Genomic DNA, 12,897 nt, shown 5'->3' on the forward strand with positions numbered 1-12,897 from the left:
CGTATGCCCACCACACTGCTGTGGGCCCTGCCGCCCGTCGCCGTCCTCGGGCTGGTGTTCCTCTACCCCCTCGCCCTCGTCGTCCAGGAGTCCCTCGCCCCCGGCGCCTACGCCGACGTCTTCGCGTCCGAGGCCTTTCGCGAGGCACTCTCCACCACCGTGTGGCTGGCGGTCGGATCGACCGTCGGATGTCTCGTCCTCGGGTTCACGCTCGCGCTGATCATCGCGTTCGTGCCGTTCCCCGGCGGGAAGGCGGTCGCGAAGTTCATCGACGTCTTCCTCTCCTTCCCCTCCTTCCTCATCACGCTCGCGCTGCTGTTCATCTACGGCACGGTCGGTATGGCGAACGGAGTGTGGACGGACCTCACCGGCGCGGAAAGCGGTCCGTTCCACTTCCTGACGACGCCCTGGGGCGTGCTCCTCGCGGAGATCACCTACTTCACGCCGTTCGTGATGCGGCCGCTGCTCGCCGCGTTCTCGCAGCTGGACTCGGCGCAGCTGGAGGTCGCCTCCTCGCTGGGCGCACGGCCGGCCCGGATCGTCCGGCAGGTGATCCTGCCCGAGGCCCTCCCGGCTCTGGCCGCCGGCGGCAGCCTCGTCCTCGTCATGTGCCTCAACGAGTTCGGCATCGTGCTCTTCACCGGCGCCAAGGGCGTCACGACGCTCCCGATGCTCGTCTACAGCAAGGCGATCCTCGAATCCGACTACGCGGCAGCCTGCGTGGTCGCCGTCGTCAACATCGCGATCTCCGTGGGGCTCTACGGGATCTACCGGGTGGTGAGCCGCCGTGCTGGTGCATAGTCGTACGGGCAAATGGGCCATCTGGGCCCTCTTCTTCGCCCTCTTCCTGCCGCTCTTCGCGCTGCCGCTCCTCGTCGTCGTCGCGGCGTCGCTCTCGACCAACTGGTCCGGGGCGTTCCCCTCCGGGCCGACCGCCGAGCACTACACGGCGGCCGTACGCGGCGAATCGCTGCAGGCCCTGACCACCAGCCTTGTCACGGCGGTCATCGCGAGCCTCCTCGCGCTCGCCATCGGCACCTGGGCCGCACTCGCCGCCGCCGCCCTCGGGAAGCGTGGACGCCGCTTCCTCGACGCGCTGTTCATGCTGCCGGTGGCCGTCCCGTCCGTGGTCGTCGGCCTCGCCGTACTCGTCGCCTTCTCGCAGCCGCCGTTGCTCCTCAACGGCACGCGCTGGATCGTGATCCTCGCGCACACCGTTCTTGTCACGGCGTTTGCCTACCAGTCGGTTTCGTCGGCGATCCTGCGTCTCGACCCTGTGTACGAGCAGGCGGCGGCAAGCCTCGGCGCCCGTCCCTCGTACGTCCTGTGGCGAGTGAAGCTGCCGCTGCTGCTGCCGTCCCTGAACGCGGCGGCGGGGCTCTGCTTCGCACTGTCCATGGGCGAGTTGAGCGCCACCATGATGCTCTACCCCCCGGACTGGATGCCCCTGCCGGTGCTGATCTTCACGGCCACCGACCGTGGCTCCCTCTTCACCGGCTCCGCCGTCGCCGTGGTCCTCATGGCCACGACGCTGCTCGTCCTGCTCGCCGTCTCCCGAATCCGCACCAGAGCCAGCTATCGCTGATCCGGCAAATCCGCTCATTCCGCAAGGAGTTGTTCATCGTCATGCGCCGCAACCCCATCACGCTCACCGCCGCCCTCACCGGCAGCCTCGCCCTCGCCGCCCCCCTTACCGCCTGCGGAGGCGACTCCGCCGCCTCCGACGAGAAGGTCGTCACCGTCTACAGCGCCGACGGCCTCAAGGGCGAGAACGGCGACGGCTGGTACGACCAGGTCTTCAAGGACTTCGAGAAGGAGACCGGGATCAAGGTCAAGTACGTCGAGGGCGGCTCCGGCGAGATGGTGCAGCGCGCCGCTCGCGAGAAGAACAACACGCAGGCCGACGTGCTCGTCACTCTCCCCCCGTTCATCCAGCAGGCCGACTCCAAGGGGCTGCTCCAGGCGTACGAGCCGGCCGGCAGCGACAAGGTCAACGGCGCCGACAAGTCGGGCGACGGCAAGTGGACCTCGGTCGTCAACAACTACTTCGGCTTCATCTACAACAAGAAGGAGCTGACAGAGGCGCCGAAGACCTGGGAGGAGCTCCTGGACGCGAAGTACAAGGACAAGCTCCAGTACTCCACCCCGGGTGTCGCGGGCGACGGAACCGCCGTCGTCATCAAGGCCATGCACGACTTCGGCGGCGAGGAGCCGGCGATGGCGTACCTGAAGAAGCTCCAGGCCAACAACGTCGGCCCGTCCTCCTCCACCTCCAAGCTCGCCCCCAAGGTCGACAAGGGCGAGATCCTGGTCGCCAACGGCGATGTCCAGATGAACTTCGCCCAGTCCAAGTCCATGCCGAACCTCGGCATCTGGTTCCCGGCGAAGGAGGGCGGCAAGCCCACCACGTTCGCGCTCCCGTACGCCGCGGGCCTCGTCAACGACGCCCCGCACACCGAGAACGGCAAGAAGCTCCTCGACTACCTGCTGAGCGAGAAGGCCCAGAAGCAGGTCAGCGAGATCGGCGGCGGCTTCTCCGCGCGCAGCGACGTCAAGGCCGCCGACGCCAACGCGATCGAGCTGACGAAGATCCTGCAGGGCGTCCAGGTCTTCGAGCCGAACTGGAAGGACATCGACAGCAACCTCCAGAAGTACGTGGACTCGTGGAAGTCCGCCACGGGAAGCTGACTTGAAGCCAGGAGTTCACCGTACGTCCGTGGTGACCCGCGGATTATCGCGGAAAGATAACGGGTATGGACCAACGCCCCCGCTTCGGCGGGGGCGTTGCTCTGGGCGCGACTTCCCATCACGTCATCACTCTCCGACGGAGGACCCCACGATGCCGATGACCCCCGGCATTCCCCGCCGTACCGTGCTCGCCGCCGGCGCCGCGACCGCTGCGGTCGCCGCCGCCACCACCGCAACGACTTTCGCGGCCGCACCCACCGCCCACGCCGCGGCCCCGACCCTCCCGAACGGCACCAGCAAGGACAAGGTGCTCGTCATCGGCATGGACGGGCTCCGCCACGACCGCATCGACGCGGCCAACGCCCCGCACCTGAAGTCGATGATGGCGAACGGCACGTACGGCCTGTCGCTGCTCTACGCCAACCCGATGGCCGCGACCTCCTCAGGGCCCGGCTGGTCGACCATCTCCACCGGCGTCTGGCCCGACAAGCACGGCGTCAAGGACAACTCCTTCATCGGCAAGAACTACGGCAGGTACCCCGGCTTCCTGGCCCGTCTCGCACAGGTGCGGCCCGAGCTGTCCACGTACGCGGCCGTCGACTGGAAGCCGCTGGACACCCAGGGCACGGTCACCCCCGGCGCCGACGCCAAGCTGGTCCTCGACGGTGACGCGCAGGGCTACCCGGGCCACGACGCCACCATCGCCGCCGACACCGAGTCGATCCTGCGCAACCAGAACCCGGACGTCCTCTTCGTCTACTTCGGCAACACGGACGTCGTCGCGCACGCGAACGGCACCGGCCAGAAGTACCTCGACGCCATCGCCGTCCAGGACAGCTACGTCGGCCGGCTGTGGGCGGCCATCAAGGCCCGGCCCTCGTACGCCACCGAGCGCTGGACCGTCATCGTCGCCACCGACCACGGCCATGTCGACGCGGGAGGACACGGCGGCAGCTCCATCGAGGAGCGCCGGACCTTCGTCCTGGCCCAGGGCCCCGGGATCGCCGCCGGTGCCCGGCCCCTCGACACCCGCCTCGTCGATGTCGCCGCCACCGTCTTCAAGCAGCTCGGCATCACCCCCGACCCCGCCTGGGGCCTGGACGGCAAGCCCGTCCAGGAGCGGTCCACGGACTCCTTCGACGCGCTCCAGTCGTCCCTGACCGCCCGCGTCGACGAGACCGGCATCCCGGCCTCGGTCCTCGGCTTCACCCACACCGCGCCCAGCGGCTGGTCCGTCATCAACAACGCGATGGGCACGGGTGGCGTCACCGAGTGGCGCGGCTGGTCCTTCGCCACCGACGAGTTCTGGTCCCGCACCCAGCGCGACCAGTGGCGCGAGCTCAACGTCCGCTCGCGTGGGGTCTTCGCCGTCGCCGATTCCGACGAGTGGGACGACAAGGCGAACTCCGGCGGTTACGACTCCACACTGGTCAGCCCCGCGTACAGCGTCTCCGGCAAGACCACCGTCACGCTCGACTTCACCACCTTCTACCGCCAGGAGGGCAGCCAGAGCGCCCAGATCCTGGCCTCCTTCAACGGTGGCACGCCCGCCGTCGTGAAGAGCTACACCTCGGACGTGGTCTCGCAGCCGCAGAGGGTCTCCGTCGCCGTTTCGGCCGGAGCGTCCAGCGTGAGCTTCCGCTTCCGTTACACCGGTGCCAACAACTGGTACTGGGTGATCGACGGGGTCAAGATCTCGGCTTCCTGATTAGGCTGGGGGGCGCCGGTACATCGTCGTGGCGGCGCCCCGTCAGCACACCGCACATCGCACTACGCGTACGGCAGGAGTCCGCTTCATGGCAGAGCGCAAGCCGATCGAGTCCTGGCTCACCGACATGGACGGTGTCCTCATCCACGAAGGTGTCCCGATCCCCGGCGCGGACGCCTTCATCAAGAAGCTCAGGGAGACCGGGAAGCCCTTCCTGGTCCTCACGAACAACTCCATCTACACCGCCCGCGACCTGCACGCCCGGCTCGCCCGGATGGGTCTGGACGTGCCCGTGGAGAACATCTGGACGTCGGCCCTGGCCACCGCCAGATTCCTGGACGACCAGCGCCCCGGCGGCACGGCGTACGTGATCGGCGAGGCCGGGCTGACCACGGCCCTGCACGACATCGGCTACGTCCTCACCGACCACGAGCCGGACTATGTCGTCCTGGGCGAGACCCGTACCTACAGCTTCGAGGCCCTCACCAAGGCCATCCGGCTGATCAACGAGGGAGCCCGCTTCATCGGCACCAACCCGGACGAGACCGGTCCGAGTCCGGAGGGCCCGCTGCCCGCCACCGGCTCGGTCGCCGCGCTGATAACGAAGGCCACCGGCAAGGCCCCGTACTTCGCGGGCAAGCCCAACCCGCTGATGATGCGCACGGGCCTGAACGCGATCGGGGCGCACTCGGAGACCAGCGCGATGATCGGCGACCGGATGGACACCGATGTGCTCGCCGGCCTGGAAGCGGGCATGGAGACCTTCCTGGTGCTCACGGGCCTGACGACACCGGCCGACATCGACCGGTATCCGTTCCGCCCGTCGAAGGTCGTCGACTCGATCGCCGACCTCGTCGACCGGATCTGACCCGGTTCGGACTCGGTTCGGACTCGGATCCGACCCCGATCTGAACCGGAACCGACCCGGATTTGACCCATCTGGGTCTGCTGGAGATGCGGAAACGGGCGGAACGCGTGAATCTTCTGATACCAGGAGGTTCACAATGCGTTCTGTTCCGATTGCTCTCCGTGTACTGGGGGCGGTTTCCGGTGCACTGCTGCTGACGCCCCCCGGAGTCGCGTACGCCGAAGAAGGCGGACAGGTCAAGGTCACCTTCCACCCCGCCACGGTCAGGCCAGGGGGCGAGGTGGAGCTGCGTGTCACCGGCTGCGCCGGAGGCAGGGGCTCCGCCACGTCCCAGGCGTTCGTCTCGGATGCTGCGCTGTCCGGCCCCGCGGGCGCGAGGAGCTCGCTCTCCGGGGGGACGACGGTCAAGTCCGGCGTCGACCTGGGTTCGTACGCCATCAGCGTCAGCTGTGACGGTCGTGATCATCGGGGAGTGGACAGCTTCCAGGTCGCGACGTCCAACCCGGAACCGTCCCACCTGCTCGGCCTGGGTGGTCAGGAACAGAAGCGCGACGAGGACGAGAAGCGCGACGAGGACAAGAAGCGCGACCAGGGTCGCGAGAAGCGGGACGAGGAGAAGAAGCAGGACGGGGACAAGAAGCGGGACGAGGGCGACAAGCGCGACCAGGGTCGCGAGAAGCAGGACGGGGACAAGAAGCAGGACGGGGACAAGAAGCGGGACGGGGACAAGAAGCGGGACGAGGGCGACAAGCGGGACCAGGGTCACGAGAAGCAGGACGGGGACAAGAAGCGGGACCAGGACCAGGGCGATGACGGGGACGAGGGCGAGGACGACGCGCAGGACTCGCTCCAGGACCTGGACACGGACCACACCCCGGTCGCTCCGGTACGGGCCGGTGGCGGCGGCGCAGCCACCGCTCTGGCCGCCGAGGGGGCCAAGTCCGCCGACACCCAGGGCCCAGGGACTCCGCACACCGTGATCGGGCTCGTCCTGGCCGCTGTGGCCGCGGTGGCGGTCGCCTTCCGCAGTGCCCGTCGGCGCCGTGCGGGTACGACGGACGAGGACTGACCGCCATGCATTCCGCTGAAGGTACCTCCGGTGAACGCCCGTCGGGCACCGGTCGGCTGCTGACGGGTGTGGCCTGGGCGGTCATGCTGCTGGGCCTGTGGCTGTGGGGTCACGAGGCCACCGAGGGCTCCGGCGCCAGCTCCGCCCCCACGACCGGCGACGTGGCTGCGGTCGGCCGCCCCCTGGGTGTACCCCTGCCGCCCGCCCGCGCCCCGCTGCGGCCCGCCGAACCGAGCAAGGTGGAGATTCCGTCCATAGGAGTCACCGCCCCGGTCGTGTCCCGCGGCCTGGACGCGACCGGAGCGGTCGATCCGCCGCCGTACGCCACGCCGGGCACCGTCGGCTGGTTCGGCAGCGGCACCCAGCCCGGAGCCGTGGGCGCGGCCCTGTTCGTCGGCCATGTCGACACCAAGACCAGACCGGCCGTCTTCTACGGCCTCAGTGCGGCCCGCCCCGGCGAGAAGGTCCGGGTCACCCGGGCGGACGGCTCGGTCGCCGAGTTCACGATCGACGACGTCCAGGTCGTCAGCCGGGACCGGTTCGACGCCCAGGAGGTCTACGGGGTACGTCAGCCGGGCCGCGCGGAGCTCCGTCTGATCACGTGCGGCGGCACGTTCGACAAGAAGACCCACTCGTACACGGCGAACGTGGTGGTGGCGGCGTATCTGACGGACGCCCGGGGCATCTGACGCCCTGCGGCTTCCGGGACGCCCGGCATGCAGTCGCCCGGACCGGTCCGGCCTGGTCCGGTCCGGCCTGGTCCGGTCCGGACCAGGCCGGCCCGGCCCTGCCTGCAAGCCTCGTTGCCTCGTGGCCGCCCGGAGCCGTGTGTCAGGATGGATTCGGCCGGTCTTGTCCGTGAGCGGGGCGCCTTGGGGGGACGGCCCTGACACGGCAGAACAGCGCACCAAGGGGGAGTGGATGTACGGCAGTTATGTCGGGCGTGCCCGCTGGGCAGCGGTCGCGGTGGGGGCCGCGCTGCTGGTGGCGGGGTGTTCCACCCCGGACGGCGACGGGGACAAGTCGGTGGCCCAGCAGCCCAAGGGGACGGACCCGTACTGGGTCAACCCCGAGGGGAGCGCGTCGAAGCAGGTGGCCACGTATCTCGACGACGGTGACGACAAGAACGCCGAGCTGATCAAGAAGATCGCCCGGCAGCCGATGGGTCAGTGGATCGGCCCGGACAATCCGGAGGGCGAGGCGAAGGGGTACACGGAGGCGGCGACCAAGGCCGACCGGGACGCCCTGCTGGTCCTCTACAACATTCCGCACCGGGACTGCGGACAGTTCTCCAAGGGCGGCGCCGCGGACGGCAATGCGTACCGGGAGTGGATCGACAAGGTCGCCAAGGGCATCGGCGACCGCCGGGCCACGGTCGTCCTGGAGCCCGACGCCGTACTGCACCTGGTGGACGGATGCACGCCGGGCGAGTTCCACGAGGAGCGGTTCGACCTGCTGAAGGGCGCCATCGAGCGGCTCAAGCAGCAGCCCGCGACGAAGGTCTATCTGGACGCGGGCAACGCCGGCTGGGCCAACCCCGACTCCCTGCCCGAGCCGCTCGCCCGGGCGGGCATCGAGAAGGCCGACGGATTCGCGGTCAACGTCTCCAACTTCCAGACCACCCAGGCCAGCAAGGACTTCGGCCGCAAGCTCTCGCCGAAGGTCGGCGGCAAGCACTTCGTGATCGACACCAGCCGCAACGGCAACGGGCCGTACACGCAGGGCGATCCGAAGGAGAACTGGTGCAACCCGCCGGGCCGCGCGCTCGGTGAGGTGCCCACGACGAAGACCGGCGATCCGCTCGTCGACGCGTATCTGTGGGTGAAGCGGCCGGGGGAGTCGGACGGCGACTGCAAGGGTGGCCCGAAGGCCGGCGACTGGTACCCGGAGTACGCGCTGGAGCTCGCCCGCAACACGAAGTAGGCGTCTGGGGCGCCTGCGGGCGGGCTCCCCCCAGGCCCGCAGGGCGCAGGGCGCAGGGGGAGTGTGAGGCGCGGGGGTTCGGGGGCGGAGCCCCCGTCCCCTACGGCACCTCCACCCACACGCCCTTAGAGGGCGTGCCCTTGTCGTCCGTCACAAACAGCATGTACCAGCCCGACGGCACCAGGGAGCGGTTCTTCGGCACGGTGATCTTGAAGCCGTCCGCCGTCTTCGTCATGTCCAGTGCGATGGAACGCTGGTCGACATCGGTGACGTGCGTGACCGCGCTGGGCCGCATCAGCTTGGCCGTCCTGAGCTTCGCCGCCTGCGGGCTCAGAAACGTGCCCGAGCCGCCGCGCTTGATCTTCTTCGGGCCTGTGCCGATCTCGGGCCGGGCGTCCCGGTAGAGATACGGCGGCGTGTAGATCTCGATCCGCTGCTCGAAGACGCCCGGCTTGGTGTTGGCGTCGTCGGCGAAGAGCGAGTCGGAGCCGAAGATCATCACCCGGCCGTCGGGCAGCAGCACCGACCCCGAATGGTAGTTGCGGCCCACCCGCGGGTCGGCCACCCGCTTGTACGTGCCCGACTTCGGGTCGTACGTCCGCGCCTCCAGGACGTTGGAGCCGCCGCGCCCGCGGTAGTCCTCGGAGCCGCCGGTGACCAGCACACTGTCGTCGGGCAGCAGCGAGGCGCTCGGGTAGCGGGTCCCCTTGTCCAGCGAAGCGCTGTCCTTGAAGCGGGGGTTCGGGTCCTTGAGGTCGACCAGCCGGGACTTCTCGCTGGACTTCTCGGACTCGCCGACCCCGCCACCGCCGATGACCATGAACCGCTGGTCCTGGGCGGGCGGCAGCATGACCGTCGCGGAGGTCTCCATCTTGTCCGGGTCGCTCAGCCCGGGGATCTTCTTGAACTTGTTGGACTCCAGGTCCCAGACGCCCGGGTCCCGGCCGACGTTGGCCGGACCGTATCCGGCGTTCGATCCCGAGTAGAAGAGCTTCCCGTTGTCCAACAGGAAGATCGCCGGGTACGTCGGGAAGCGGCGCTCGATCCCCGTGTACTCCCACTTCTTCGTCTTCGGGTCGTAGATCTCGTCCTTGCCGGGGACGATCTGCCCGATCTCGTCCAGACCGGAGAGGGAGAGGACCTTGCCGTCCTTGAGCGTGGTGAGCGTCGGGTACCAGCGGGCCTCGTTCATCGGGTCGACGGTGATGTACTTCTCCGCGACCGGGTCGAACTCGTAAGCCTCCTTGATGCCCTGGAAGTCCTTCTTGTCGAGGGCGAGCTTCTGCGCGATGCCGTACACATTGCGGCTGTCGGAGCCCTTGAGGCCGTGCACCCGGTAGTTGTCCTCGGTGCCGGTCTCGTACGCCTTCCCGGATTCCTCGGCCTCGACATAGATACGGCCGAGGCCCGCCTCGGTCCGCAGGAACCGGCCGGTCTGCGGGTCGAAGACCTTCTTCGCCTTCTCGACCAGCACCGGGTCCCTGGAGACGAACGTCTTGCCGTTCTCCTTGCCCGTGAACTTCGTGCCCGCGGGCAGGGTGATCGGCTTGTCCGGGTCCTCGTTGTGGACGATCATCAGGCCGCCGGCCTTGGTGACGTCACCCTGGAGCTTCTCGTACCGCTTGGTGCCGCCCGCGACCAGCAGCTTCCCGTCGGGCAGCTGGGTGTGCCCCGCGCAGAACATGTCCTTGGGCGTCGGTATCAGCTTGAAGTCATTGGTCTTGGGGTCCCACAGCACCGACTCGAACTTCTTCGCGTCGAAGTTCTTCTGGTTGTTGCCGGAGCCGGCGATGAGCAGCACCTTGCCGGTGTGCAGCAGGGCCGCGTGGATCGTGTTGATCTTGTACTCGGAGGGGACGTCGAGAAAGTCCCAGTGGCCGTTGGCGGCCTTGTACTCGGGCTTGTTGATCGTGTACTCGTGGTACTGCTCCGAGCCGTACCGATAGAGGGCCGGCCCGTTGAACCCGGCGATCACCGCCACGACCGCCACGCCTATCAGGATCCGCCGGGCCCGGTTCTTTCGGTAGTTCGGCCGGACGGGAAGTGCGCTCATTTCTTACGTCCCCCAAGGGCGATCTGCATGGTCTGGTCGGCGGGGGCCCAATTGGGCTTCTGCTGCGGCTCATGGGCGGCCGGCGGCACCGGCTCGGGCGCTCCACCGCGCGGGGCGCGACGCCGCCCCTTCCGCTTCTTCTTCTCCTCACGGATGCCGTGCCGCCAGGCGAAGATGGGCGCCGCCGTGATCAGCAGGGCCAGAGTGGCCCAGGTGATCATCGCGGGGTGGTCGTGCCCGAAGTAGAACGAGGATCCGAGCGAGCCGCCGAAGACCAGGATGAAGAAGAGGTGGATGCGGAACGTGCCGAAGAGGGTGTCCGGGCTGGACGAGTCGCCCTTGGGGGTCACCACGAAGCTGCTCTTGCGGCGCAGTACGGCGTCCATCAGCGAGCGGGCGTAGATCGGCGCGGAGAGCGCGGACATCACCATGCCGGCGAGGCCGCCCGAGCCCTCCGGCTCGTGCGGTGAGACGTTGTGGCGGCGGTTCCAGATGTAGAGGCCGATCTGCAGCGCCGAGGCGTTGCCGTACAGCATCATCCATATCGCCGGGTCGATCTGCACACCCGAGGCGCCCATGCCCAGGAACAGGGCGCAGCTCAGCGCCGCCAGGATCCAGTTGAGGGCGGACATCGGGTAGAAGATGATCATCATGGTGTAGTTGAAGAGCTTGCCGGGCGGCAGCGTCCCGAAGCCCTTCCAGTACTGCTTGAGGATCGTCTCGTACGTACCGCGCGACCAGCGCAGCTGCTGGGTGAAGAAGTCGGTCCAGGCGGTCGGGCCCTCGCCGACGGCCAAGACGTCCGGGGTGTAGACGGAGCGCCACTTGTTGCCGGTCCCGGGGTTGCGGTGGCGGTGGATCTCGAAGCCCGTCGCCATGTCCTCGGTGATCGAGTCGTACAGACCGCCGATCTGTTTGAGTGCGGAGATCCGGACGGCGTTGGAGGTGCCGACGAACATGGGGGCGCCGTAGCGGTTGCCCGCGCGCTGGATCAGCGCGTGGAAGAGGAACTGCTGGGACTCCGCGGCCTTGGTGACGAACGTGTCGTAGTTGCCGTAGACCTGTGGGCCGATGACGAAGCCGACGTCCGGGTCGCGGAAGTATCCGAGCATCCGCTCCAGATAGTTCGGCAGCGGTACGTGGTCGGTGTCGACGGAAGCGAAGAAGTCGTAGTTGCCGCCGTGGGCTTCCAGCCAGGCGTTGTAGTTGCCGTGCTTGGTCTTGGCCCGGTGGGGGCCCTTCGCCTGGTTCCACTTGGCGACGCCCTTGCGGGAGAAGTGGTGGACCCCGAGGCGGGCGCAGACCTCCTTGACGGCCGGGTCGTCGCCCTCGTCGAGCAGCCACACGTGCATGAGCCCGCGGTGCCGGATCCTGACCGCGGCCTCCAGCGTCTTCGTCACCATCTCCAGGGGCTCCTTGCCCGGCACGAAGGAGGTGAGGAAGGCGACCCGGGTGCCGGACTCCGGCACGACCGGGACGGGGTCACGGGCGACCAGCGTCGCGTGCGCGTTCGACAGCACGTTCATCGTGCGGAAGAGCTCGATCAGGCCGATCGAGACGAGCATGACGACGTCGAGCCACAGAAGGAGGTCGTTCTTGAGGTTCGGGTCGCGCTCGGTCCAGTGCTGCGGCTGCATCAGCCAGGCGAAGAGGCCCAGCGAGACGAGCGGCGCGGCGCCGAGGAGCAGCGCGGCCCGGATGCGGTGCGGCTCCTGCGAGAGCAGGGAGCGGTACTGCACCTTGTACGGTTTCGAAGGATCGGGCTGGGTGAGCGGGCCGGCGAGCCGGCTGTAGTGCTCGTAGTCGTACCGTGGCAGCGCCTTCTTGGGGCGCAGCCGGTGCCCTCCCGTCATGAGCTGCCGGGGAACCCGAAGCTGAGTGGTCCGGGAAGGGTCGTTGTCCTGCTGCCGGGCGCCGTTCGGCGTCGACGTCATGAGTCATCCCCCCGCACGCCTGCTGGCTGCGTGATCGTTCGGTCATGTGGTCCGGACCGGGGCTCCCCTTGGCCAGCCGTCCCGGACGCATCAATGGCAGGCCGCCGTCCCCGTAGACAAGAAACGGTGGCCTTCCGGTTGCATGATGCCGGTCGCGGCATCCGTTCGTGAACGGGGCCCCCACCCCGTGGTCGAAGCAACCGGAGAATCCCGCTCGAACTCCCCCAAGTGGTAACTGCTTGAGTCCGTCACCCTCCCATGGGGGGCGGCGGACTCCAGGACAGGTTCTCGGAGAGGGGCCGTGATCGCAAGGGCGCCCGGACGGGCGGACCCGCGCCGGGCCGTGACCCCCCATGGCGCGCAGCGTTGAACCCATGGGTTGTGTTGCGGCAGCGGAGGCGACTGTGGGGCCCAGCGTTCAACGTCCAACGCCCTCGGACGAATTGTCCGGGCGTGCTGGACGCTAGCTTGTCCGGTGCCTCGCTGCAAGTCGGGTACGGGAGTTTTGGCCAACCGGCGTGTCAGAAGGAAGAATCCCTCGCGTGGCCAATGCACTGCGGGTTTTGGTGAAGAGCCGACTGGAGCAGCAGGGCTGGTCCTACGGTGACGTGGCCCGGCGCGGCGGTATCCCGCGTTCCACGGTGCATCACCTGG

Annotated in this window: 9 protein-coding genes and 1 pseudogene; 8 read left to right on the forward strand and 2 right to left on the reverse strand. The window is 68.4% G+C overall.

Features of this window, described 5'->3' with window-relative positions; all coding sequences use genetic code 11:
* Nucleotides 1-3 precede the first annotated feature (3 nt).
* The 8 genes and pseudogenes from AC0699_RS19765 to AC0699_RS19800 all read left to right on the forward strand — a co-directional run bounded on the left by AC0699_RS19765 (nt 4) and on the right by AC0699_RS19800 (nt 8,256).
* Nucleotides 4-801: a 2-aminoethylphosphonate ABC transporter permease subunit gene (locus tag AC0699_RS19765; protein ID WP_478661758.1), complete on the forward strand. Its 798-nt coding sequence runs from the start codon at nt 4-6 to the stop codon at nt 799-801.
* Nucleotides 788-1,585: an ABC transporter permease gene (locus AC0699_RS19770; RefSeq protein ID WP_478661762.1), complete on the forward strand. Its 798-nt coding sequence runs from the start codon at nt 788-790 to the stop codon at nt 1,583-1,585. Before AC0699_RS19765 ends, AC0699_RS19770 begins: the two co-directional genes overlap by 14 nt.
* Nucleotides 1,586-1,626: 41 nt before the next feature.
* Nucleotides 1,627-2,688: a 2-aminoethylphosphonate ABC transporter substrate-binding protein gene (locus AC0699_RS19775; protein WP_478661766.1), complete on the forward strand. Its 1,062-nt coding sequence runs from the start codon at nt 1,627-1,629 to the stop codon at nt 2,686-2,688.
* 151 nt (nt 2,689-2,839) lie between these two features.
* Nucleotides 2,840-4,396, forward strand: coding sequence for an alkaline phosphatase family protein (locus AC0699_RS19780; protein ID WP_478661768.1), 1,557 nt, complete (start codon nt 2,840-2,842; stop codon nt 4,394-4,396).
* Nucleotides 4,397-4,484: 88 nt separating this feature from the next.
* A complete protein-coding gene (locus AC0699_RS19785; protein WP_478661771.1) occupies nt 4,485-5,264 on the forward strand; it encodes an HAD-IIA family hydrolase in 780 nt (259 codons plus the stop codon).
* Nucleotides 5,265-6,135: 871 nt separating this feature from the next.
* Nucleotides 6,136-6,333 (forward strand): annotated as a pseudogene (locus AC0699_RS19790) (hypothetical protein); the annotation flags it as partial.
* A 5-nt stretch (nt 6,334-6,338) separates the two neighbouring features.
* Nucleotides 6,339-7,022 (forward strand): class F sortase, encoded by a 684-nt coding sequence (locus AC0699_RS19795; RefSeq protein ID WP_478661773.1) that lies wholly within the window; start codon nt 6,339-6,341, stop codon nt 7,020-7,022.
* Nucleotides 7,023-7,254: 232 nt separating this feature from the next.
* A complete protein-coding gene (locus AC0699_RS19800; RefSeq protein WP_478661776.1) occupies nt 7,255-8,256 on the forward strand; it encodes a glycoside hydrolase family 6 protein in 1,002 nt (333 codons plus the stop codon).
* Nucleotides 8,257-8,356: 100 nt separating this feature from the next.
* Here the strand turns inward: AC0699_RS19800 and glxA are convergent, their stop codons facing one another.
* Both glxA and AC0699_RS19810 read right to left on the reverse strand, forming a co-directional pair.
* Nucleotides 8,357-10,309, reverse strand: a complete 1,953-nt coding sequence (glxA, locus tag AC0699_RS19805) for a radical copper oxidase GlxA (protein WP_478661778.1) — start codon at nt 10,307-10,309, stop codon at nt 8,357-8,359.
* Nucleotides 10,306-12,243 (reverse strand): glycosyltransferase family 2 protein, encoded by a 1,938-nt coding sequence (locus AC0699_RS19810; RefSeq protein ID WP_478661780.1) that lies wholly within the window; start codon nt 12,241-12,243, stop codon nt 10,306-10,308. The genes glxA and AC0699_RS19810 overlap by 4 nt, the downstream gene beginning before the upstream one ends.
* Nucleotides 12,244-12,897 lie beyond the last annotated feature (654 nt).

It is taken from the genome of Streptomyces sp. NPDC043870 (assembly GCF_056435785.1).